Consider the following 23,498-nt stretch of genomic DNA (forward strand, 5'->3'; position numbering starts at 1 on the left):
CGGACCGTCGTTCCCGGTGCGGAGCGGGCGGGCCACGGGTCGGAGGGCTGCGCACATGAAGCAGATGCGGATCGAGAAAACCCGGCGGACGGTCCGTGCCCGCCGGTACACGGACGAGCCGTTGGCACTGCGCGACGCCCTGGACCCGCGCGATCCCGACATCACGCGCGCGAAGCGCCTGGCCCTCCGGGAACAGGGCGGAAGCGACCGCTCCTAGAAGCACGCCTCGAATGCGGACGCCCGGGGCGCACGCCCCGGGCGTCCGCATGTCCGGACGGCGTCGGCGGGTGCGCGCACGTCACTGTCCGGCATCAGGTGTTGTCGGGACCAGGTCAACACGCTTCAATGCGGGGGAACTCGGGGCCTGAACGACGGCGTACGCATGTGAAGACCTGCCCCGCGCCGGCGGGACGGCACCCGGGCGGCCCGCGCGGACGGTCTGACCAGCCGTCGCCGACTCACAGAGAGGCCCCTGCATGCCGTACGCCCCACAGCACGCGGACGTCGCCACCGCGGAACTGGACTCGGCCCTGCGGGGCGGCCCCTTCCACGTCGCCCTGCGGGCCGCGATCGCCGCCCGCGGGCTGCCGCTGCAGCGCGTTCAGCACCATCTGTCCCGCCGCGGGGTGAAGGTCGGCGTCACGAGCCTGAGCTACTGGCAGCAGGGAGCCAGGCGTCCGCAGCGCCCCGAGTCGCTGCGGGCCGTCCGCGCGCTGGAGGAGATCCTGGAGCTTCCCGAGGAGTCCCTGATCCGGCTGCTCGCCGACTCCGGAGAGGGACCGTCCGGGCTGCGGCCCGCCGCCCGCTCCTACCGCTCCCTCGTCGAGGCCTCCGGTGTGCTGGACCAGTTGCTGGCCGAGCTGGACTGCCCGCCGGACGGCGGTCTGCACTCTCTCGGCCACCACGAACGGCTCCGGATCGGGGCGCGGCGCGAGCTGGCGGAGCGCGAGTCGCACCACATCGTGCGCGCCCACCGGGACGGCATCGACCGCTTCGTGGCCGTGCACCACGGCGACCGGGGAGCCGTGCCCGAGCGCATGCGGGTGCACGCGCTGGAGAACTGCCGTACCGGACGAGTCCGTTGGCACCGCGACACGGGAGTGCTCGCGGCCGAGCTGCTCTTCGACACCCGGCTGCGGGCCGGGGACACCTTCCTGTTCCGCTACGGCGTCGAGGACGGCACGGCGGAGGCGTCCCACGAGTACGTGCGCGGCTTCGACTCCCCCGGCGGCCAGTACGCCCTCCAGGTGTGCTTCGACGCGGCGGCCCTGCCGGCGCGCTGCCACCGCTTCGCCCAGCATTCGGCGGCGGCGCCCCGCAGCGGCTGCCAGGACCTGGCGCTGAGCGGCCGGCACCGGTCGGTCCATCTGGTCGAGCCGCGGGTGCGGGCGGGGTTCCTGGGAATCGGGTGGGACTGGGAGTAGCGGAAGAACGGGCCCGCAGGGACCTCCGTCCTTGCCGCTCGGTAGCACGTAAGCGATTGCGCAAACGTTTACGTCCGGCGCTTTATGCGATACCTTCCCCGCCGTAAGCGGAGGAGGGAACGCCCATGGCGACCATGGCCGACGTCGCGCGGAGCGCCGGTGTCTCCGTGGCGACGGTCTCGCACGTGCTCAACGGCACCCGGCCGGTGCTGCCGCACACCCGCCAGGCGGTCCTGGACGCCGTGGAGGAGCTCGGCTACACCACGAACACACTGGCCCGTTCCCTGGTGACGGCCCGCACCCGGTCCATCGGACTGGCGGTCTCGGCGATCAGCAACCCGTACTTCACGGAGATCCTCCAGGGCGTCGAGGCCGCCGCGCTGGAGGCCGGCTACAGCCTGCTGATCGCCGATCCGCACGACGACCCGGAGCACGAGCGCAAGGTCGTCCAGCTGCTGCACGAACGCCGGGTGGACGGCGTGATCGTCGCGCCCTCGGCCGATCCGCACGGGCTGCTCGCCTATCTGGGGCGGCACGACGTACCGGCCGTGTTCCTGGACCGGCTGGTGGACGGGGCCGGGACCGACGGCGGTCCGCGCTTCGACCAGGTGTGCGCCGACAACGCCGATCCGACGTCCCGGCTGGTCACCCATCTCGCCGGGCTCGGGCACCGCCGGATCGGACTGGTGGCGGGGCGGCCGGGGCTCAGCACCACGAGCGAGCGGATCTCCGGCTACCGCAGCGGTCTCGCGTTCGCGGGGCTGGCGTACGACGGGCGGCTGCTGGTGCACGGCGATTCGGAGTCCGCCGGTGCCGAGCAGGCCACCGAGGCCCTGCTGTCCCTGGGCGAGCCGCCCACCGCGCTGGTCACCGGCAACAACGCCATGACCATCGGGGTGCTGCGTGCCCTGGGCGCGCACGGCCTGTCCGTGCCGGACGACATCGCCCTGTGCTGCTTCGACGATTTCGCCTGGGCGGACCTGTTCTCGCCCCGTCTCACCGCGATCGCGCAGCCCGGCAGGGACATCGGCGCCCGGGCCGTCCACGTGCTCCTGGAGCGGCTCGCCGAGCCGGACCGGCCCGCCCGGACCGTGCGCCTGCCCTGTGCCTTCGTCCACCGCACGTCGTGCGGCTGTCCCAGCCCGTCCGAGGAAGGAACCCCGTCGTGATCGTCGTCGCCGGTGAAGCCCTGATCGACCTGGTACCGCAGGGCACGGGTGCCCTGGCGGCCCTGCAGCCGGCGCTCGGCGGCGGCCCGTACAACACGGCCGTGGCGCTGGGCCGCCTCGGCTCCCCGGCCGCCTTCTGCTCCCGGGTGTCGTCCGACGCCTTCGGAGAGGCACTGCTGGACCGGCTGCGCGAAACCGGGGTCGGCGTGTCCTCGGTGCAGCGGGGCACCGAGCCGACGACCCTCGCCGTCGCCACGGTCGGCGCGGACGGCTCGGCGGCGTACTCCTTCTACGTCGACGGCACTGCGGACCGGCTGTTCGAAGCGCCCGCCGCGCTGCCCTCCGGCACCCGCGCGGTGTCTTTCGGCACCTGCTCGCTGGTGCTGGAGCCGGGGGCGAGCGCGTACGAGGAGCTGATGCGGAGGGCGGCCGCGCAGGGCGTGTTCACGGCGCTGGACCCGAACATCAGAGCGGGGCTGATCCCCGACGCGGACGCCTACCGGGCGCGGTTCAAGAGCTGGCTGCCGTCGGTGTCGCTGCTGAAGCTGTCCGCCGAGGACGCCGAGTGGCTCGGGGGAACGCCCCGGGAGTGGCTGACGGCCGGTCCGGCGGCGGTGGTGATCACCCGGGGCGGCGAGGGGCTGACCGCCTACACCGCCGACGGCGGCGAGTACGCGGTACCAGGCGAGCGCGTGGAGGTCGTGGACACGATCGGCGCGGGCGACACGGTCAACGCGGCCCTGCTGCACGGGCTCGCCGTACGCGACGCCCTCAGCGCCCGGGCGCTGGCCGAACTGGGCCCCGGCGGCTGGACGGAACTGCTGGGCTTCGCGGCCCGCGCGGCGGCGATCACCTGCTCGCGGGCCGGGGCGGAGCCGCCGTACGCCCACGAGCTGGAGGGCTGACGCCGGGCTGCCCTTCCGGGCGGCTGCGGACGGGCGGGTTGCTTTCAGCCGGTCTCCCCCATCGCCACCGCGCGCAGGGCGCCGGGGCGGCGGCCGTTGAGCCGGTCCAGGGCGGCGGCCGTGGCGTCGTCCGCGGGCAGGTGGATGACGAGCCGCTGCCCCTCGTCGGGAAGCGCGAGCGTCTCCTGCAGCAGCCGCAGGGAACCGGCCTCCGGGTGCTCGATGTGCTGGGAGCCCGTCCGCCGGGGTGTCACGGTCAGATCGGCGAACCGGTCGGTGAAGTCCGCGCCCGCCGTCACGGTCAGCTCGTCGGCCAGCTCGGCGAGGTACGGATCCCTCAGGGGGACGCCGTGCCGGAGCCGGGCGACGAGGTCGTCGGCCACCCGGTCCCAGTCGCGGTAGGCGCTGCGCGCCCGCTCGTCGGTGAACAGGTACCGGAGCAGATTGGGCCGCTCGTCGTCCAGCATGCCGAGGGGGCGGGCCAGCCGTTCGTACCCGGCGGTGTGGGCGAGGACGTCACCGATCCAGTTGATCACCAGTGCGGGAGCCGGCTCCAGGCGGTCCAGCACGGCCCGTACGGTGGGGCGCGCCGCGCGGCTGAGTGACGGGGCCGCCGCGCAGACCAGGGGGTCGCCGCCGTCCGCCTCCTTGGTCAGGCGGCGCAGCAGCATCCGGTCGGTGAGGGAGAGGTTCAGGGCGTCGGCCAGGGCGCCGAGCACCTGGGCGGACGGATTGCGGTCGCGGCCCTGTTCCAGCCGGGTGAGGTACTCGACGCTGACACCGGCGAGCGTGGCCAGTTCGGCACGTCTCAGGCCCGGGGTGCGGCGCCGGGGGCCTGTGGGCAGGCCCGCCTCGGCCGGGGTGACGGCTTCGCGCCAGGTGCGCAGGAACGTGCCCAACTCGTTGTCGCTCACCCGAACGAACGTACAGCGCCTGGGGGCACGGAGGGTGGCCCCGTCACTACCAGGCTCCGGCCGGTCTCCCTTCTGGGCCGCGCGGCCCTCAGGGTGGAGGGCATGACGAATGACACCGCCATCACCGCCCTGCCGCTGGCCTCCGGTCAGTGGGCCCTCGACCCGTTCCACTCCTCCGTGAACTTCACCATCCGGCACCTGGGCATCGCCAAGGTGCGGGGGCGCTTCGAGCGGCTGGAGGCCGAACTGTTCGTCGGTGAGCGGATCGAGGACGTGCGTGTCTCCGCGACCGTCGACCTGGCCTCGGTCAACACCGGCAACGCCGACCGGGACGCGCATGTGCGGGCCTCCGACCTGCTGAACGTGGAGAAGCGCCCCACGATGACGTACCGCTCGACGAGGGTGTCGGGCGCGGGTGAGGACTGGACCATGGAGGGCGAGCTGACCATCGGCGACGTGACCCGCCCGGTGTCGCTCGCCGTGGAGTTCGGCGGGCTGGTCGACGTGCCCATGGACGGCAGCCGGCACGCCGGGTTCGAGGCGACGGGCGAGATCCGGCGCGGTGAATTCGGGCTGGACTTCGCCCCTGGCCTGCTCGGCGAAGTGGTCAAGATCCAGCTCGACATGCAGTTCGTGGAGCCGAAGAGCGCCTGACCGCACACCGAACGCGCCGTGCCCCACAGGACGTTGCCTGTGGGGCACGGCGCGTGGAGCGGGAGACCTCAGCCCTTGCTGGTCCGGGTCGTCTTCTTCGCAGCGGCCTTGGTGGTCTTGGCCGCCGTCTTCTTGGCGGCCGTGCTGTTGACCGTCTTGGTGGCGGTCGTGCGGGTCGATGCCGTATGGGCAGCGACCGTCTTGGCCGCCGCCGTCTTGCGGGCGGTCGTCTTGCGGGCCGCCGTCTTGCGTGGCGCCTTCACCGAGGACGCGTCACTGATGCGGTCGGCGCCGAGGATCTCCCGCAGGAACTTGCCGGTGTGGCTGGCCGGGACCCCGGCCACCTGCTCGGGTGTGCCCTCGGCGACGACCAGGCCACCGCCGGCGCCGCCCTCGGGGCCCATGTCGACGACCCAGTCGGCGGTCTTGATCACGTCGAGGTTGTGCTCGATGACGATGACCGTGTTGCCCTTGTCGACCAGTCCGGACAGGACCGTCAGCAGCTTGCTGATGTCCTCGAAGTGCAGACCGGTGGTCGGCTCGTCCAAGACGTAGACGGTGCGGCCGGTGGAGCGCTTCTGCAGTTCGCTGGCGAGCTTGACGCGCTGCGCCTCGCCGCCGGAGAGGGTGGTCGCGGCCTGGCCGAGGCGGACGTAGCCGAGGCCGACGTCCTTCAGCGTGTTGAGGTGCCGGGCGATCGCGGGGACCGCCTCGAAGAACGCCGTGGCCTCCTCGATCGGCATGTTCAGGACCTCGGCGATGGACTTGCCCTTGTAGTGGACCTCCAGGGTCTCCCGGTTGTACCGGGCGCCGTGGCAGACCTCGCACGGGACGTAGACGTCCGGGAGGAAGTTCATCTCGATCTTGATCGTGCCGTCGCCCGAGCAGTTCTCGCAGCGGCCGCCCTTGACGTTGAAGGAGAAGCGGCCGGGCAGGTAGCCGCGGACCTTCGCCTCGGTGGTCTCGGCGAACAGCTTGCGGATGTGGTCGAAGACGCCGGTGTACGTGGCCGGGTTGGAACGTGGGGTGCGGCCGATGGGCGACTGGTCCACGTGCACGACCTTGTCGACGAGGTCGTCGCCGTCCACGCGCGTGTGCCGCCCGGGCACGCTCCGGGCGCCGTTCAGCTCGCGGGCCAGGTGCGTGTAGAGGATGTCGTTGACCAGCGTCGACTTGCCGGAGCCGGAGACGCCGGTGACGGCGGTGAACACACCCAGGGGGAACGAGACGTCGATGTCCTGGAGGTTGTTCTCCCGGGCGCCGTGCACCGTGAGCTGCCGGGAGGGGTCCAGCGGGCGGCGGATCTCGGGCAGCGGGATGGCCTTCTTGCCGGACAGGTACTGACCGGTCTGCGACTCGGCGTTGGCGAGCAGCTCCTTCAGGGAGCCGCTGTGCACGACCTTGCCGCCGTGCTCACCGGCGCCGGGCCCGATGTCGACGACCCAGTCGGCCATCTTGATCGTGTCCTCGTCGTGCTCGACGACGATGAGCGTGTTGCCCATGTCGCGCAGCCGGACCAGGGTCTCGATCAGCCGGTGGTTGTCGCGCTGGTGCAGACCGATGGACGGCTCGTCGAGGACGTACAGGACGCCGACGAGGCCGGAGCCGATCTGGGTGGCCAGACGGATGCGCTGGGCCTCGCCACCGGACAGGGTCCCGGCCGCGCGGTTCAGCGAGAGGTAGTCCAGGCCGACGTCGACCAGGAACCGCAGCCGCTCGTTGACCTCCTTGAGCACGCGCTCGGCGATCTTCTTGTCGCGAGCGGTGAGCTTCAGCTCGCCCAGGAAGTCCGCGCAGTCGCTGATCGACATCGCGGAGACCTCGGCGATGGACTTGTCCATGATCGTGACCGCGAGGACGATCGGCTTCAGGCGCGTACCCGAGCAGGTCGGGCAGGGCACCTCGCGCATGTAGCCCTCGAAGCGCTCACGGCTGGAGTCGCTCTCGGCTTCGCTGTGCCGGCGCTTGACGAAGGGGACGGCGCCCTCGAAGGCCGTGGTGTAGCGGCGCTCACGGCCGTAGCGGTTGCGGTAGCGGACCTCGACCTGGGTCTTGTGGCCGTGGAGCAGGGCCTTCTTGGCGCGCTGCGGCAGGCCGCCGAAGGGGATGTCCGTACGGAAGCCCAGCGCGTCGGCGAGGGCGCCGATCAGACGGCCGAAGTAGTCCTTGGTGTGGCCGTGCGACCAGGGGTGGATGGCACCCTCGTCGAGGCTCTTGTCCGGGTCCGGGACGATCAGCTCCGGGTCGACCTCCATGCGCGTGCCGATGCCGGTGCAGTCCGGGCAGGCGCCGAAGGGCGAGTTGAAGGAGAAGGAGCGGGGCTCCAGCTCCTCGAAGGACAGGTCGTCGTACGGGCAGTACAGATGCTCCGAGTACATGCGCTCGCGCTCGGGGTCGTCCTCGGGGAGGTCGACGAAGTCGAGCACGACCATGCCGCCGGACAGGCCGAGGGCGGTCTCGACGGAGTCGGTGAGGCGGCGCTTGGCGCCGTCCTTGACCGTGAGGCGGTCGACGACCACCTCGATGGTGTGCTTCTCCTGCTTCTTCAGCGTGGGCGGGTTCGACAGCTGGATCGTCTCGCCGTCCACGCGCGCGCGGGAGTAGCCCTTGGTCTGGAGGTCGGAGAAGAGATCGACGAACTCGCCCTTGCGCTCGCGCACCAGCGGCGACAGCACCTGGAAGCGGCTGCCCTCCGGCAGCTCCAGGACCCTGTCGACGATGGCCTGCGGCGACTGGCGCGAGATCGGGCGGCTGCACTCGGGGCAGTGCGGCTTGCCGATGCGCGCGAAGAGCAGACGCAGGTAGTCGTAGACCTCGGTGATGGTGCCGACCGTGGAGCGCGGGTTGCGCGAGGTCGACTTCTGGTCGATGGAGACGGCCGGGGAGAGGCCCTCGATGAAGTCGACGTCCGGCTTGTCCATCTGGCCGAGGAACTGCCGGGCGTACGAGGAGAGGGACTCCACGTAGCGCCGCTGCCCCTCCGCGAAGATGGTGTCGAAGGCCAGCGAGGACTTGCCCGACCCCGACAGGCCCGTGAAGACGATGAGCGAGTCGCGCGGGAGGTCGAGCGAGACGTTCTTGAGGTTGTGCTCGCGCGCTCCACGAACGATGAGACGGTCGGCCACGCCGGTCCGCACCTTTCTTGAGAGAAGTGACAGGGGCGGGGCCCCCGTCTTTCTCAGACTAGGGGGAGCCACTGACAACGCCGGTCGGATTCACGGGTTGCCAACAAACCCCGGCTCTCCAGCATGCCCGACGCCACGTCCGACCATATAGCACGTGCTTTCGATTTACGGCACTGCTTCACCACCTTCACCCGAAGGAGTGGCGGAGCTAAGGTCAGCACCATGATTGATCACGCTCATGACCTGGCGTCTGTACGTGACGCGACGGAACGGCTGCTGACCGCAGTCGGCAAACTGGACAACGCCTCTGTGACCCACCCGTCACGGCTGCCCGGCTGGAGCCGTGGCCATGTCCTGGCCCACCTGGCGCGCAATGCGGACGCCCTGGTGAACGTGCTCGAAGGGCGTCCCATGTACGTCTCCGGCGAGGCCCGGGACACCGACATCGAGCGGGACGCCCCCCGCGCCCTCGACGTCCAGCTCGCCGACCTTCGTGAGAGCGCGGCCCGCTTCCAGGAGTCCGGGGCCGCTCCCGCGGACTGGTCTCGCACGGTGGAGCTGCGCAACGGGGTCACGGACTCCGCGTCCCGGGTGCCGTTCCGGAGGTGGGTGGAGGTGGAGCTGCACCACGTGGACCTGGGCATCGGTTACGAGCTGGAGGACCTGCCGGCGGAGTTCACCGAGCGGGAGATCGACTTCCTGGCCGACCGGTTCGCCGGACACCCCGACGTACCGGCCACCCGCGTCACGGACGGCACGCGCGCGTGGAGCACCGGACGGAAGCCGGGCGGGCAGGGGCCCGAGGTGACGGTCACGGGTCCCCCGGCCGACCTGCTGGGCTGGCTCGCCGGCCGCCGCGACGGATCCGCGCTGACCTCGGCCGGCGGCCCGCTTCCGGCGCTGCCGCCGCTATAGGCTGGCGGACATGACGTACAGCGGAGAGGTGACGGTCGGCGGACCGGCCGATGTGCACGAGCTCAAGGACCTGATGATCACCAAGATCGCGGTGGGTCCGATGAACAACAACGCCTATCTGCTGCGCTGCCGGGCCACGGACGAGCAGTTGCTGATCGACGCCGCCAACGAGGCGGACACACTGCTCGGCATGATCGGCGGCGACGGCATCGCGTCCGTCGTGACCACCCACCGGCACGGCGACCACTGGCAGGCGCTCGCCGAGGTGGCGGCGGCCACCGGCGCCCGCACCTACGCGGGCCGGGAGGACGCCGAGGGCATCCCCGTCCGGACCGACGTGCCGGTCGACGACGGCGACACCATCCGAGTAGGGCGCGTGGAACTCACCGCGCGCCACCTCGTCGGGCACACGCCGGGGTCGATCGCCCTCGTCTACGACGACCCGCACGGGCATCCGCATGTGTTCACCGGGGACTGCCTGTTCCCGGGCGGCGTGGGCAACACCCACGATGACCCGAAGGCGTTCGCCAGCCTCCTGCACGACGTCGAGACCAAGATTTTCGACGCCCTCCCGGACGAGACCTGGGTCTACCCGGGGCACGGCAACGACACGAGCCTGGGCGCGGAGCGCCCGCACCTGCCGGAGTGGCACGCGCGCGGGTGGTGAGCATGCGCGCGGCGCGGTGAGCGGGTGGTGGCTGCGCCGGTGCCGAAGGGGTGCGTGGGTGGTGAAGGGCTGCGCGGGGCGTCGGGTGGTGCGGGGGGGCTGTCGCGTGGTGCCCGGAGCGACGTCGCGTAGTGCGCGGGACGCCGTCACCTTGAGCGGTGAGCGCCGTCGCGTTGAGCCGTGGGCGCCGTCGCGTTGAGCCGTGGGCGCCGTCGCGTTGAGCTGTGGGCGCCGTCGCGTTGAGCCGTGAGCCGCGCACGCGCCCCGTGTGAATCGTTTGCACACGCCGGTGTCGTACGCGCGCTCCCCTCGAAGCTAGTTGCGCAGTCAACTGATAGCAGCCCCGCGCAGGATGACGGCTCCTGGGCGGATGGGCCGCCGGCCTGTCGTTCCCCGCCCTCGGCCGGCGGCCCCGGCACATGCCAACACGGCCGCATCCGAGGCGCGTTCACGAGATTGCAACGCCCGTTCCCACTATCCGGACATGTGGCGTCGTGACCTCGACAGACGGGACCGTCGGCTGTCAATCTCCCGCCATGCATCCTGCCCCGCGCGCCCTGCGCCGCGCCGCCGTCGCCGTCGTCCTCCTTGCCGCCGCCGTGAGCTGCGCTCCGCAGCCGGAGGAGCCGGGCGAGCCGTCGTCGTCCGCCGGGAGCACGTGCGAGAAGGGCGAGTTGGCCACCCGGACCTCGGGCAAGCTGACGATCGCCACCGACGAGCCCGCCTACGAGCCGTGGTTCAAGGACGGCAAGCCCGCCAACGGCAAGGGATTCGAGTCGGCGGTCGCCTACGCCGTCGCCGACCGGCTCGGTTACGCCAAGGACAAGGTCGCCTGGCAGACCGTCCCCTTCAACAAGGCTTTCGCACCCGGTGAGAAGACCTTCGACTTCGACATCAACCAGGTGTCCATCAGCGAGGAGCGCAAGAAGGCCGTGGACTTCTCCTCCGGCTACTACGACGTACGCCAGGCCGTCGTCGCGCTGAAGGGCTCCAAGGCCGCGAGGGCGAAGAGCATCGCGGAGCTGAAGGGCGTGAAGCTGGGCGCGCAGGTCGGCACCACCAGCCTCGACTACATCGACGACGTGGTGCGGCCCGCGCAGCCGGCGGCCGTCTACGGAAAGAACGACCAGGCCAAGTCCGCTCTGAAGAACGGCCAGGTCGACGCGATCGTCGTCGATCTGCCGACCGCGTTCTACATCACCGGGGCCGAGGTCACCGACGCGACGATCGTCGGCCAGTTCGAGCAACAGGGCGGTACGCCGGAGCAGTTCGGCCTCGTGCTCGACAAGGGCAGCGCGCTCACCTCCTGCGTCTCGCGGGCCGTGGACACCCTGCGCGAGGACGGCACGCTCGCGAAGATCGAGCAGCAGTGGCTGTCGGACGCCGTCGACGCGCCGGTGCTCAAGTGACGCTCGACAAGGAGGAGCTGGGCTCCGGCGAGCGCGACGCGGCAGACGACTACAAGCCCTCGCAGCGGCGCCGGGACCGGGAGCGGTACAGGCGCGCTCGCGCCCGGCGCGCGACGGCGATCGGCGCGCTCTCGACCCTCGTCACCGCGGTCGTCCTCTACCTGGTCGTCGTCAGCGCCCCGGGCTGGCCGCGCACCAAGGAGACCTTCTTCGACCGGGAGTACGCGCGTGAGGCGCTCCCGAAGGTCCTGGAAGGGCTGTGGCTGAACGTCCGGCTGCTGCTGATCTGCGGTGCCGCCGTGCTCGTCCTCGGCATACTGATCGCCGTCGCCCGCACCCTGCGCGGCCCGGTGTTCTTCCCCCTGCGGTTCCTGGCCGCGGCGTACACGGACTTCTTCCGGGGGCTGCCGCTCATCATCAACCTGATGATCGTGGTCCTCGGCGTCCCGGCGCTGCGGCTCCAGGGGGTGACCGTCGACCCGGTGCTGCTCGGCGGCACAGCGCTCACCCTGACGTACTCGGCGTACGTCGCCGAGGTGTTCCGCGCCGGCATCGAGTCCGTGCACCCCTCGCAGCGCGCCGCGGCCCGCTCGCTGGGGCTGAGCAACCGGCAGGCGCTGCGGTACGTGGTGCTGCCGCAGGCGGTGCGCCGTCAGGTGCCGCCGCTGCTGAACGACCTGGTGTCGCTGCAGAAGGACACCGGGCTCGTCTCGATCGGCGGTGCGGTGGACGCCGTACGGGCCGCCGACATCATCGTCGGCCGCAGCCTCAACTACACGCCGTACATCGTCGCGGGGCTGGTCTTCGTCGCGCTGACCATCCCCATGACCCGTTTCACGGACTGGGTGACGGCACGGATGGACCGCCGGCAGGCCCAGGGAGGAGCCATATGAGCGGGACCCTCGTGCTGCGCATGGAGTCCGTCCGCAAGACCTTCGGCGGCTCGGTCGTCCTGCGGGACGTCGACCTGGAGGTCGCCCCGCACACCGTCACCGCGCTGATCGGCGCCTCCGGCTCCGGCAAGTCCACACTGCTGCGCTGCGCCAACCTGCTGGAGGAGATCGACGACGGGGCGATCTGGCTGGACGACGAGGAGGTCACCGACCCGCGGGTCGACCAGGACGCCGTGCGGCGCCGGATCGGCGTGGTGTTCCAGGCGTACAACCTGTTCCCGCACATGACCGTTCTGGAGAACATCACGCTCGCCCCACGGCGCGTGCACGGTGTCGCCCGCGCCGAGGCCGAGGCACGCGCGCGTGAGCTGCTGGAGCGGCTGGGGCTGGGCGGGAAGGCGGGCGAGTATCCGGACCGGCTGAGCGGCGGCCAGCAGCAGCGTGCGGCGATCGTGCGGGCCCTGGCCGTACGCCCCCGGCTGCTGCTGCTCGACGAGATCACGGCCGCCCTCGATCCCGAGTTGGTGGGCGAGGTCCTCACCGTAGTCCGCGACCTGAAGGACGAGGGCATGACCATGGTGCTGGCCACCCACGAGATGGGCTTCGCCCGGGAGGTCGCCGACCAGGTGTGCTTCCTGGAGGGCGGCGTGGTGCTGGAGCGCGGCACCGCCGAGCAGGTCTTCGGGGATCCGCGGCAGGAGCGCACGCGGCGCTTCCTGCGGCGGATCGTGGAGGCGGGGAGGCTGTAGGAAGCCGGGCGGTAAGAGGCGCCCGCCATGGTCGGCGGTCCTTACCCGCAATGGCTCACGCCTCCGCCGTGCCCGACCCCGCCAGCGCCGCGACGCGCTCCACACCGAACACGTACCCCTGCACGCCGCAGCCCGCGATGACCCCGTCGGCACGCAGCGACACGTACGAGTGGTGCCGGAACGCCTCACGCTGGTGGATGTTGGAAATGTGGACCTCCAGCACCGGCAGACCGTCACAGGTGTTGAGGGCGTCAAGGATGGCGACGGAGGTGTGCGAGTAGGCACCGGGGTTGATCACGATGCCGCAGTGGTTCAGCCGCGCCTCGTGAATCCAGTCGACCAGCTCGCCCTCGTGGTTGGACTGGCGGAAGTCGACGGTTCCGCCGTGGGCGGCCGCCGCCTTGGCGCACAGAGCCTCGACGTCCGCGAGAGTGTCGGAGCCGTAGATCTCCGGCTGGCGCTGGCCGAGGAGGTTCAGGTTGGGCCCGTTGAGGATCATGATAGGGGCGTGGGCCAGGGTGCGGGGCACGGTTCCTCCGGTCCGTTCAGGGTCGCGCGGCCCATGGCGGACCGCCGCTCACAGCCGGTCTATCACGGGGTGCGGGCCGATCTCGCCCCTGTGTGGGGGACGGCAGACCGTCCCGCAGGCCGGTTTATCACGGTGCGCCGGCAGTCCGCCGGACCGTAGCCTCCCGGTATGACGAGCCCTACCAGCCCGGCCTATCCTCCCAAGCCGTCCGCCGGCGACCGCATCGCCGTGATCTCGCCCTCCTCCGGTCTGCCGGGGCTCTTCCCGCTCCCCTACGAGCTGGGCCTGGAGCGGCTGCGCAAGGAGTACGGGCTGGAGCCGGTCGAGTATCCGGCGACCCGCACGATGGACTCCACGCCCCAGGAGCGGGCCGACGACATCCACGCCGCCTTCGCCGACCCGGGGATCAAAGCCGTCATCGCGTCGATCGGCGGTGACGACCAGATCACCGTGCTGCCGTACCTGGATCGGGAGTTGATCCGCGCCAACCCGAAGCCGTTCTTCGGGATGAGCGACAACACGAACCTGCTCGCGTTCCTGCGCACCTGCGGCATCGTCGGCTTCCACGGCGGGAGTGTGATGTGCGAACTGGGCCGTCCCGGAGCCATGCACCCGCAGACCGCCGAGTCCCTGCGGGCGGCCCTGTTCACTTCTGGACCGTACGAGTTGAGGCCCGCCGAGCGGTGGCGTGACATCGACCGGGACTGGGCGGACCCGGCGACGTTCGACGAGGAGCCGGAGACCCGTCCCGGGTCCGGCTGGACCTGGGTGAACCCGGACCGGGTGGTCGAGGGCCGTAGTTGGGGCGGCTGCCTGGAGATCCTCGGCTGGCTGCTGATGGCCGACCGGGAGGTCGCGCGTGACCTGTCCGAGTACGACGGCGGCGTGCTGCTCCTGGAGACCTCCGAGGACATGCCGAGCGCCACGGAGGTCTTCTCCACCCTGCGGAACATGGGCGAACGCGGGCTGCTGGAGCGCTTCCCGGCCCTGCTCATGGGCCGGCCGAAGACATGGTCCTTCGAGCAGCCCAACAGCCCGGAGGAGGCAGCTCGTTACGCGGCCGACCAACGCGATGCCGTCCTGCGTGCCATGCGGGCCTACGCCCCCGACACCACGATCGTCTTCGACGTGGACTTCGGGCACACCGATCCGCAGCTGGTGATCCCGTACGGGGGAACCGTGCGCGTGGACGGACCGGCCCGGCGCATCACGGTCACGTACTGAGGGCCCGCAAGCCCTCCGTGCGCCCCCGTAACCGGCGATCACGGTGGGTAGTTGACGCGGCATGCACGACGTACGCACCGTAAGAACACCCTCCATGCCGCGCCTCGCGGCCGCCTCGCTCGCGGGGACGGCCATCGAGTTCTACGACTTCTTCGTCTACGGCACCGCGGCGGCCCTGATCCTGGGGCCGCTGTTCTTCCCGACCTTCTCTCCGGTGGCCGGGACACTGGCCGCCTTCGCCACCTTCGGTGTGGGTTTCGTGGCCCGGCCGCTCGGGTCGGTGCTGTTCGGGCACATCGGGGACCGGCGCGGGCGGCGGCCGGTCCTCGTCGCCTCCCTGCTGCTGACCGGGGCCTCCACGGTCGCGGTCGGCTGCGTACCGACGTACGACTCGATCGGCGTGGCCGCTCCGCTGCTGCTCCTGGTGCTGCGCTTCCTCCAGGGGCTGGGGCTCGGCGGGGAGTGGGGCGGGGCGGTGCTGCTGGCCGTGGAGCACGCGCCTGCCGAACGGCGCGCCCTGTGGTCGAGCTTCCCGCAGGTCGGCCCCGCACTGGGGTTCCTGCTCGCCAACGGGGTGGTGCTGGGGCTGTCCTCGACGCTGACGGAGGCGCAGTTCGCCGCGTGGGGGTGGCGGGTGCCGTTCTGGGCGGCGGGGGTGCTGGCCGTCGCAGGGCTGTGGCTGCGGTCGTCGCTCACGGAGAGCCCCTCCTTCCTCCAGATCGACGACCACGCGCGCGTGCCGCTCGCCGAGGTCGTCCGCAACCACTGGCGGCTCCTCCTGCTGACCGGCGGAGGGCTCGCGATCGGCTACGCGATCTTCTACGCCGTGACGACCTGGTCCCTCGCCTACGGGACGGAGCAGCTCGGCGTGAGCCGCAGCGTCATGCTGACCTGCATCATGGGCGCGGTGCTCGTGAAGGGTGCGCTCACCCCGCTGGCGGCGCTGCTCGGCGACCGCTACGGCCGGCGGCCGCTGTGTCTGGCCGGGTGCGCGGCCGCCGCGCTGTGGATGTTCCCCATGGTCGCACTGCTCGCCACGGGGGCACCGCTGCCGATGTTCCTCGGCTTCCTGGGGGCGATGCTCGCGTTCATCACCATGTTCGCCGTGATCGCCGCGTATCTGCCTGAGCTGTACGAGCCGCGGGTGCGCTGTACCGGTGCCGCCGTCGGGTACAACCTCGGCGGGGTCGTGGGGGGCGCGCTCACACCGATCGTGGCGACGGCACTGGCCGAGCAGGGCGGGCGGGTGCCATGGGGCGTTGCCGCGTATCTGACGGCGATCGCGCTGCTGAGCCTCGGGTGCTTCGCGTTGCTGCCGGAGACGCGCCCGGTGCGGGTGGGTGCGGCTGCGGAGGCCCCAGCGGGGTGAGCCGGGGTGCTGGTGTCGTGGCGGCTGCGCGCAGCGCTTCCCGTGGGCGTCTGCTCGCCTACGGATTGATCGCCAGCTCCAGGTACGCCGCGAACAGCACCAGGTGGACCCCGCCCTGGAGCGGTGTGGCCCGGCCCGGCACCACGGTCAGCGAGGCGACCACCACGGTCAGGGCGAGCAGCACCATGTGGGTGGCGCCCAGGCCGAGGACCAGGGGGCCGGAGAGCCATACCGAGGCGAGGGCGACGGCGGGGATGGTCAGGCCGATGCTCGCCATGGCCGAGCCGAGGGCGAGGTTGAGGCTGGTCTGCACGCGGTCGCGCCGGGCGGAACGCAGCGCGGCGATGGTCTCCGGGAGCAGTACCAGCAGCGCGATGATCACGCCGACCACGGCCTGGGGCAGTCCGGCCGCCTCCACCCCGGACTCGATGGTCGGCGAGACCCCCTTGGCCAGACCGACCACGCCGACCAGGGCGAGGCCGAGCAGTCCCAGGCTGGTCAGGGCGGTACGGGCACTCGGTGCCTCGGCGTGCTCCTCGTCGGTGATCACTTCGCCGTGCCGGGTGATCGGCAGGAAGTAGTCCCGGTGCCGCCGGGTCTGTGTGGTGACGAACAGTCCGTACAGGATGAGCGAGGAGAGGGCCGCGAAGGTCAGCTGGACGGTGGAGAACTCCGGCCCCGGCTTGCTGGTGGTGAAGGTCGGCAGGACCAGGCTGAGGGTGGCGAGGGTCGCGACGGTCGCGAGTGCGGCGCCGGTGCCTTCCGGGTTGAAGACGGCGGTGCCGTGCCGCAGTGAGGCGACCAGCAGGCACAGGCCGACGATGCCGTTGCATGTGATCATCACGGCTGCGAAGACCGTGTCCCGGGCCAGTGTCGCGCTCTTGTCCCCGCCGTCGATCATCAAGGTCACGATGAGGGCGACCTCGATGATCGTGACGGCGACGGCGAGCACGAGTGAGCCGAACGGTTCACCGACCCGGTGGGCCACCACTTCGGCGTGATGCACTGCGGCCAGGACGGCGCCCGCGAGGACCAGCGTCACCAGCACGACGACTCCCGCCGGCAGATCACGCCCCCAGGTGAAGACCAGCAGCACGGCCGCGAGCAGGGGAACCAGAGTCGTCCACTGTGCCGTGAGCGGCCTGCGCCGAGCGGTCATGCCGTGATCGTCGCAGACGTGAAGGGGCCCCGCACTGCGGTCGCGGGCGGCCTGTGGGCCTGTGCTGCGGGGCTACTCGAGGTCACGGGCGTCCACGAGGTCGCAAGCACCAGGAGCGGTGGCCGGCAATTCGCCGAGCACCGCTCCCGTGCAGGTTTCCCCTTGATCCGATGCGACCGGACGAGGTCAGGCGTCGATGCTGTCCTTGCTGGCGCCGTCGCTCTTGCCCTGCGCCATCTCGGCCGCCGCCTGCTTCTTGGAAGCGCGCAGGCTGGTGATCGTGGTGACGATCAGGACGGCGCAGATCACGCCGAGCGAGACCGGAATGCTGATCTCGGGGACGTGCACCCCGGACTCGTGCAGCGCGTGCAGCACCAGCTTCACGCCGATGAAGCCCAGGATGATCGACAGCCCGTAGCTGAGGTGGACCAGCTTCTTGAGCAGGCCGCCGATGAGGAAGTACAGCTGGCGCAGACCCATCAGGGCGAACGCGTTGGCCGTGAAGACGATGTACGGGTCCTGCGTCAGGCCGAAGATCGCGGGGATGGAGTCGAGGGCGAAGAGGACATCGGTGGTGCCGATGGCCAGCATCACGACCAGCATCGGGGTCATGACCCGCTTGCCGTTCTCCTCGATCCACAGCTTGGTGCCGTGGTACCGGTCCGCCACGCCGAAGCGGCGCTCGGCGGCCTTGAGGAGCTTGTTCTCCTCGAACTCCTCGTCCTCCTCGTCGGCTCGGGCCTCCTGGATGAGCTTCCAGGCCGTGTAGATGAGGAACGCGCCGAAGATGTAGAACACCCAGGCGAAGCTGGCGAGGATCGCCGCACCGGCGGCGATGAAGATCGCTCGCAGGACCAGGGCTATGAGGACACCGATCAGCAGCACACGCTGCTGGTACTGCGACGGAACCGCGAACTTCGCCATGATCAGGACGAAGACGAACAGGTTGTCGACGCTCAGTGACTTCTCGGTGATGAAGCCGGCGAAGAACTCACCGGCGGGCTGGCCGCCGGCGAACAGGAGCAGGCCGAAGCCGAAGAGCGCGGCCAGGACGATCCAGACGACCGTCCAGATCCCGGCTTCCTTGATCGAAACGTCGTGCGGCTTGCGGCCGATGAAGAAGTCGACCGCGATGAGGGCGGCGAGGCCCACGATCGTCAGGACCCATAGGGTCATGGAAACATCCACTGCGCCTCCGGCAGTCGTAACGGCAAATGTCAGCGTCGTCGCTGCCGGAGGTCTCTTCCACCCAAGGATGGGCCGACGCCCCGGGATCTGGCCTGATCCGTATTGACGGGTACGCCGCAGCAGACAGGGAGTACTCCCCTCCGTGCCGTCAACAGTACCCCAATCACCAAGAACAGGTAAAGCGCTTGGCAAAAGACAGGCCAAAACCCCTGGTCAGGGAGCTTTACGTGAACTTGGTGCGGGCGGTGGCCACCTGGGAGAGCACCTGCTGGAGGACCTGGCTGCCGGGCGGCACGAGCGACGGCTCGTACGTCCAGGCATGACCGACCCACGGGTCGGCGAGGTGATCGTCGGCCACCGGCGTCAGTCGCAGCAGCGAACGCCACAGCGGATCGAGCAAAGGCCCGTATCCGGAGGACTGCTCACGGTCGGCCACCATCATCAGGTGGACACCGAAGGCGGGGCCCTCGTCGGCGAGGTAGCGCAGCTGATTCACGGCCCGGTCGTCGAAGCCGTGCGGGAAGTCGTTGACGATGAGGAGCTGCTGGGAGGTGTCGAAACCGGGCGGGAGGGAGTCGGCGGCGCCGCCCCGGACCGCCATCTGCACCAGGTCGACCCGCTGAGTGAGCCGGCCCAGTACGTCCGCCACCCCGGCGGCGCCGGGCACGGGCGGGGCCGCGAGCACCCCGGTCTGCACGAGGGGCGCCAGCGGCTGTGCCCCCGAGCCGGCCGGGTCGATGACGTGGACGGTGAACTCGCCCGCCGGGTAGACGGCGAGCAGCCGGGCCGCGTGCGCGACCGCCGTCTCCATCGCGAGACGGCTCATGGTGGGGGAATCGGTGAAGGAACCGTCGGACGATCCGGCCGCTCCGCTGTCGATCCACAGGCCCCGCTCCAGCGGCAGCCGGACCAGCATCGGGATGCGGATCCGGTCGGCCTCGGGGAGGTGGAGGTCGCCCAGGCGCAGGGCCATGGGGATCTCCATCGGCACCCGGTAGGCGTGCCAGGCCGGGTTGTCCCAGCGGGCGTACGCCGGTGGCAGTGCCGGTTCGACGACGTCGGCCTCGGCAGCGAGCTGGGCGAGGTCCCGGTCGAGGGCCTCCCGCGCCTGGGCGACGAGCTGGGTGTGCCGGGCCCGGGCCGCCTCGCGGGCGGCGTCGCCCTGCCCGCCGATCCGGCTGCGCGGGTCGGAGAGGACCTGCTCCAGCTCCTTGTCCATGCGCGACTCGGCGAAGTCGACGGCGCTGCGGTAGGCGGCGGTGGTGCGGGCCAGGTCCTCGAACATGCCCCACACCTGGTTGTAGAGCCGCTCCTCCATGGACCAGCCGGTCGCGTCGCCCGCGACGGGCTGTGCGGGCTGCCCGGGTGCGGCCGGGGGCGCGGTCGGCGGAGGCGGGGGCGGAGCGGCGTTCTGGCGGCGCGGGTGGCTGTAGTCGATGGGGCCGCCGGCCGTGGGAGCGGACGGCTGGGTGACGGCGTCAGGATCCGGGGCGGATCCGGGATACGACGGCTGCTGCGGAGCGGGCTGCCCGGGACCGCCGGGCGTCAGGCCGCCGTACGGCGACACCGGTGGCACGGGGCCCGGCTGAGGCGCGGTGCCGCCCTGGTCCGGGCCGAGCGCGGGAGCCGCCGCCTGCCGGGAGCGGTCGCCGTCCGCCGTGCGCGGCGGGGGCGCCTGCACCGAGCGGGCCAGCCCCTGGGACACCGCGTCGTTGATGCTGCCGGCGAGCTGGTGGGCCTGCGGCAGCTGCTGGTCGGTGAGGAGTTCGGCGAGGCCTCCCGCGTAGCCCTGGCCGACGGCGCGCACCTTCCAGGCGCCCTGCCGGCGGTAGAGCTCCAGGGCGACGACGGCCGACTCGGCCTCCAGGCCGGTGATGGTGTAGCTGGCGACCTCGCCGCCGTCGAGGCCGGTGACGGCGACGAAGGGGGCCGCGACCGCGCCGAAACGGACCGGCCCCGTCCCCCCGACGGGCAGGGCGAGCAGCACGCTCACCCGGTGGACGGCCTCCGGCACGGCGTCCAGGTCCACCGCGAGGCGATGATCGGCGGCGGCCTGCCGGGGGACCTCGAGACCCGGCTGGGTGGGCGCGCCCGGGTGGGCCACCCACTCCGCGCCGTGGATCCGGCCGTTCTCGTCACCGAGCGCGGCCACGGCCACGATCGGCGTACCGGCCGAGATCCGGATCTCGAGACGGGCCTGGGAGAGCGGGTGGTTCTGCCCCCGCACCAGCTCGGCCGTCATCGCCTTCGTCCCCCTGTGTCGTTGTGTGAAGTCGTGTGCTGCTCGCCGGGCCCGCCGGTCCGGGGCCCGGGGTGCGTCAGAGCACCGGCAGGATCGCCGGCATCAGGTCCTGGAAGGTGCGGCCGTTGGCCGGGTTGCCCAGGGCCGTCATCGACCAGCCCTGGCCCGTGCGGTGGACCTTGGCCATGATCTGGGCCGTGTACTGGCCACCGCCGGCGAGCGTGTAGCGGGCGAGCTCCTGGCCGTTGGTCTCGTCGACCAGGCGGCAGAACGCGTTCTGCACCTCCTGGAAGGTCTGGCCCGTGAAGGAGTTCACGGTGAAGACGATCTGGTCGATGTGGACCGGGACCCGCGCGAGGTCGACGAGGATCGCCTCGTCGTCGCCGCCCTGGCCGACACCGCCGACGAGGTTGTCACCGGTGTGGCGGACCGAGCCGTCGTCGCTCACCAGGTGGCGGAAGAAGACGACGTCGACCGGCTGCTTGTCCGCGAACAGGACGGCGGAGGCGTCGAGGTCGATCTCTCGCGTGCGCGAGCCGAACAGGCCGCGCCGGGGAGCCGCCTGCCAGCCGAGACCCATACGAACCGCAGTCAGGCTGCCGCCGTCGTTCTTCTGCAGACTGATGGCCTGACCCTTGGTCATGTTGACGGTCACGCGCTGATTCCCCTCTCGAACGTCCCCTGTTGCCGCGTAGTCGCGGTTGACCAGAACCCTACGCAGGGGCACTGACAGCGACGTACCCCGGTCCGCACTTTGTGTCGGTCTTGCAACACTGCCCGTACGCGGCACGCTGTCAGGCCAGACCCGCCTCCTTCATCTGACGCAGTTCCTTCTTCATCTCGGAGACCTCGTCGCGCAGCCGGGCCGCGATCTCGAACTGGAGCTCCGCGGCTGCCGCCCTCATCCGCGCGGTGAGCTCCTCGATCTGCCCGGCCAGTTCGGCCGCGGGGCGGTCGGTCGGCACCGTCTCCTCGGCCTTGCCCTTGCCCTTGGCGGACTTGGCCGCCCCGGCCGCCTTGCCAAGGGAGGGCACGGGTGCCTTGGTACCCCCGCCGTCCTTCTTCGCCTTGCGGTAGCCCGAACCGAGCAGCTGCTCGGTGTCGATGTCCTCACGGGCGATCTGGGCGACGATGTCGTTGATCTTCTTGCGGAGCGGCTGGGGGTCGATGCCCCGCTCCGTGTTGTACGCGATCTGCTTCTCGCGGCGACGGTTGGTCTCGTCGATGGCCTTCTCCATCGCCGGGGTGATCTTGTCGGCGTACATGTGGACCTGGCCGGACACGTTGCGCGCGGCGCGGCCGATGGTCTGGATCAGGGACGTGCCGGAGCGGAGGAAGCCCTCCTTGTCGGCGTCCAGGATCGCCACCAGGGACACCTCGGGCAGGTCGAGGCCCTCGCGCAGGAGGTTGATGCCGACCAGTACGTCGTACTCGCCGGCGCGCAGCTCACGCAGCAGTTCGACGCGGCGCAGGGTGTCGACGTCGCTGTGCAGGTAGCGCACCTGGATGCCCAGCTCCAGGAAGTAGTCCGTGAGGTCCTCGGCCATCTTCTTGGTGAGTGTGGTGACCAGGACGCGCTCGTCCTTCTCGGTGCGCTGCCGGATCTCGTGCACCAGGTCGTCGATCTGGCCCTCGGTGGGCTTGACGACGACCTCCGGGTCGACGAGGCCGGTGGGGCGGATGATCTGCTCGACGAAGCCGTCCGAGCGGGACATCTCGTAGTTGCCCGGGGTGGCCGACAGATAGACCGTCTGGCCGATGCGCTCCTGGAACTCCTCCCACTTCAGGGGGCGGTTGTCCAGGGCGGAGGGCAGCCGGAAGCCGTGGTCGACGAGGGTGCGCTTGCGGGAGGCGTCGCCCTCGTACATGGCGCCGATCTGCGGGACCGTGACGTGGGACTCGTCGATGACGAGGAGGAAGTCGTCCGGGAAGTAGTCCAGCAGGGTGTTGGGCGGGGAGCCGGGCGAGCGGCCGTCGAAGTGCATCGAGTAGTTCTCGACGCCGGAGCAGCTGCCGATCTGGCGGAGCATCTCGATGTCGTACGTGGTCCGCATGCGCAGGCGCTGGGCCTCCAGCAGCTTGCCCTGCTTCTCCAGCTCCGTCAGGCGCTCGGCCAGCTCCTTCTCGATGTCGTTGACGGCCCGCTCCAGGCGCTCGGGACCCGCGACGTAGTGGGAGGCCGGGAAGACGTAGAGGTGCTCGTCGTCGCTGATGATCTCGCCGGTGAGCGGGTGCAGCGTGGACAGCGCCTCGATCTCGTCGCCGAACATCTCGATGCGGACGGCCAGCTCCTCGTAGACCGGGAAGATCTCGATGGTGTCGCCGCGGACGCGGAAGGTGCCGCGGGTGAAGGCCATGTCATTGCGGGTGTACTGGATGTCCACGAAACGGCGCAGCAGCTCGTCGCGGTCGATCTCCTCGCCGACGCGGAGGGGGACCATGCGGTCCACGTACTCCTGCGGGGTGCCGAGGCCGTAGATGCAGGAGACCGAGGCGACCACGACGACGTCGCGGCGGGTGAGCAGCGAGTTCGTCGCGGAGTGGCGCAGGCGCTCGACCTCCTCGTTGATCGAGGAGTCCTTCTCGATGTAGGTGTCCGACTGCGGGACGTACGCCTCGGGCTGGTAGTAGTCGTAGTACGAGACGAAGTACTCGACGGCGTTGTTCGGGAGCAGCTCGCGGAATTCGTTCGCCAGCTGGGCGGCCAGCGTCTTGTTCGGCGCCATCACGAGCGTGGGGCGCTGGAGCTTCTCGATCATCCACGCAGTGGTGGCGGACTTGCCGGTGCCGGTCGCGCCGAGCAGCACGACGTCCTTCTCGCCCGCCTGGATGCGCCGGGCGAGGTCGGCGATGGCCGTCGGCTGGTCGCCGTTCGGCTGGTAGGGGCTGACGACCTCGAAGGGCGCCACCGTGCGTTCGATCTTTGAAACGGGCCGCATGGGTTCCACCGTACGACCCCGCAC

General features: G+C 70.9%; 20 protein-coding genes. 12 read left to right on the top strand and 8 right to left on the bottom strand.

The genetic code is table 11. The annotated features are described in order from the left end of the window. Positions 1-55 precede the first annotated feature (55 nt). The 4 genes from RFN52_RS09585 (at position 56) to RFN52_RS09600 (ending at position 3,498) form a co-directional block, all read left to right on the top strand. Positions 56-217 carry a hypothetical protein gene (locus RFN52_RS09585; RefSeq protein ID WP_184845054.1) on the top strand — a complete coding sequence of 54 codons (162 nt, stop codon included), beginning with the start codon at positions 56-58 and terminating at the stop codon, positions 215-217. 259 nt (positions 218-476) lie between these two features. After that, on the top strand, positions 477-1,424 hold the full coding sequence (locus RFN52_RS09590) for a hypothetical protein (protein WP_184845057.1): 948 nt from the start codon (positions 477-479) through the stop codon (positions 1,422-1,424). A 125-nt stretch (positions 1,425-1,549) separates the two neighbouring features. Continuing rightward, a complete protein-coding gene (locus RFN52_RS09595) occupies positions 1,550-2,593 on the top strand; it encodes a LacI family DNA-binding transcriptional regulator (protein ID WP_184845059.1) in 1,044 nt (347 codons plus the stop codon). Continuing rightward, positions 2,590-3,498, top strand: coding sequence for a carbohydrate kinase family protein (locus RFN52_RS09600; RefSeq protein ID WP_184845062.1), 909 nt, complete (start codon positions 2,590-2,592; stop codon positions 3,496-3,498). The genes RFN52_RS09595 and RFN52_RS09600 overlap by 4 nt, the downstream gene beginning before the upstream one ends. A gap of 44 nt (positions 3,499-3,542) precedes the next feature. Here the strand turns inward: RFN52_RS09600 and RFN52_RS09605 are convergent, their stop codons facing one another. After that, positions 3,543-4,412, bottom strand: a complete 870-nt coding sequence (locus RFN52_RS09605; RefSeq protein ID WP_184845064.1) for a helix-turn-helix domain-containing protein — start codon at positions 4,410-4,412, stop codon at positions 3,543-3,545. Between the two features lie 102 nt (positions 4,413-4,514). On the opposite strand from RFN52_RS09605, the gene RFN52_RS09610 reads away from it, so the two are divergent. Beyond that, positions 4,515-5,066 carry a YceI family protein gene (locus RFN52_RS09610; protein ID WP_184845067.1) on the top strand — a complete coding sequence of 184 codons (552 nt, stop codon included), beginning with the start codon at positions 4,515-4,517 and terminating at the stop codon, positions 5,064-5,066. 68 nt (positions 5,067-5,134) lie between these two features. Here RFN52_RS09610 and uvrA read toward each other — a convergent pair whose 3' ends face one another. Then, the gene (gene uvrA / locus RFN52_RS09615) at positions 5,135-8,191 is read right to left on the bottom strand and encodes an excinuclease ABC subunit UvrA (RefSeq protein WP_184845071.1); all 3,057 of its coding nucleotides are present in this window, start codon (positions 8,189-8,191) and stop codon (positions 5,135-5,137) included. A 222-nt stretch (positions 8,192-8,413) separates the two neighbouring features. Here uvrA and RFN52_RS09620 point away from each other — a divergent pair, with 222 nt between their 5' ends. The 5 genes from RFN52_RS09620 (at position 8,414) to RFN52_RS09640 (ending at position 12,824) form a co-directional block, all read left to right on the top strand. Further along, positions 8,414-9,106, top strand: coding sequence for a maleylpyruvate isomerase family mycothiol-dependent enzyme (locus RFN52_RS09620; RefSeq protein WP_184845073.1), 693 nt, complete (start codon positions 8,414-8,416; stop codon positions 9,104-9,106). Between the two features lie 10 nt (positions 9,107-9,116). After that, positions 9,117-9,773, top strand: coding sequence for an MBL fold metallo-hydrolase (locus RFN52_RS09625; protein ID WP_184845075.1), 657 nt, complete (start codon positions 9,117-9,119; stop codon positions 9,771-9,773). A gap of 536 nt (positions 9,774-10,309) precedes the next feature. Beyond that, complete coding sequence (locus tag RFN52_RS09630; protein ID WP_184845079.1) at positions 10,310-11,182, top strand: ABC transporter substrate-binding protein; 873 nt, start codon at positions 10,310-10,312, stop codon at positions 11,180-11,182. Further along, complete coding sequence (locus tag RFN52_RS09635; protein WP_184845082.1) at positions 11,179-12,075, top strand: amino acid ABC transporter permease; 897 nt, start codon at positions 11,179-11,181, stop codon at positions 12,073-12,075. Before RFN52_RS09630 ends, RFN52_RS09635 begins: the two co-directional genes overlap by 4 nt. Next, a complete protein-coding gene (locus RFN52_RS09640; protein WP_184845085.1) occupies positions 12,072-12,824 on the top strand; it encodes an amino acid ABC transporter ATP-binding protein in 753 nt (250 codons plus the stop codon). The genes RFN52_RS09635 and RFN52_RS09640 overlap by 4 nt, the downstream gene beginning before the upstream one ends. Positions 12,825-12,879: 55 nt before the next feature. On the opposite strand, the gene aroQ is transcribed toward RFN52_RS09640, so the two are convergent. Further along, on the bottom strand, positions 12,880-13,353 hold the full coding sequence (gene aroQ / locus RFN52_RS09645; protein ID WP_184845087.1) for a type II 3-dehydroquinate dehydratase: 474 nt from the start codon (positions 13,351-13,353) through the stop codon (positions 12,880-12,882). A gap of 168 nt (positions 13,354-13,521) precedes the next feature. Here aroQ and RFN52_RS09650 point away from each other — a divergent pair, with 168 nt between their 5' ends. Beyond that, complete coding sequence (locus RFN52_RS09650) at positions 13,522-14,577, top strand: S66 family peptidase (protein WP_184845089.1); 1,056 nt, start codon at positions 13,522-13,524, stop codon at positions 14,575-14,577. A 94-nt stretch (positions 14,578-14,671) separates the two neighbouring features. Then, positions 14,672-15,946: an MFS transporter gene (locus RFN52_RS09655; protein WP_184845091.1), complete on the top strand. Its 1,275-nt coding sequence runs from the start codon at positions 14,672-14,674 to the stop codon at positions 15,944-15,946. 58 nt (positions 15,947-16,004) lie between these two features. Here RFN52_RS09655 and RFN52_RS09660 read toward each other — a convergent pair whose 3' ends face one another. The 5 genes from RFN52_RS09660 to uvrB all read right to left on the bottom strand — a co-directional run bounded on the left by RFN52_RS09660 (position 16,005) and on the right by uvrB (position 23,474). Then, positions 16,005-17,105, bottom strand: a complete 1,101-nt coding sequence (locus RFN52_RS09660) for a calcium:cation antiporter (RefSeq protein ID WP_184845093.1) — start codon at positions 17,103-17,105, stop codon at positions 16,005-16,007. 186 nt (positions 17,106-17,291) lie between these two features. Then, positions 17,292-18,293, bottom strand: a complete 1,002-nt coding sequence (locus RFN52_RS09665) for a TerC family protein (protein WP_184845095.1) — start codon at positions 18,291-18,293, stop codon at positions 17,292-17,294. Positions 18,294-18,516: 223 nt separating this feature from the next. Beyond that, the gene (locus RFN52_RS09670; protein WP_184845098.1) at positions 18,517-20,535 is read right to left on the bottom strand and encodes a TerD family protein; all 2,019 of its coding nucleotides are present in this window, start codon (positions 20,533-20,535) and stop codon (positions 18,517-18,519) included. A 76-nt stretch (positions 20,536-20,611) separates the two neighbouring features. After that, a complete protein-coding gene (locus RFN52_RS09675) occupies positions 20,612-21,190 on the bottom strand; it encodes a TerD family protein (RefSeq protein WP_107458608.1) in 579 nt (192 codons plus the stop codon). Between the two features lie 139 nt (positions 21,191-21,329). Beyond that, positions 21,330-23,474: an excinuclease ABC subunit UvrB gene (gene uvrB, locus RFN52_RS09680; RefSeq protein WP_107458607.1), complete on the bottom strand. Its 2,145-nt coding sequence runs from the start codon at positions 23,472-23,474 to the stop codon at positions 21,330-21,332. Positions 23,475-23,498: the final 24 nt, after the last annotated feature.

Source organism: Streptomyces collinus (genome assembly GCF_031348265.1).
Classification (GTDB): domain Bacteria; phylum Actinomycetota; class Actinomycetes; order Streptomycetales; family Streptomycetaceae; genus Streptomyces; species Streptomyces collinus.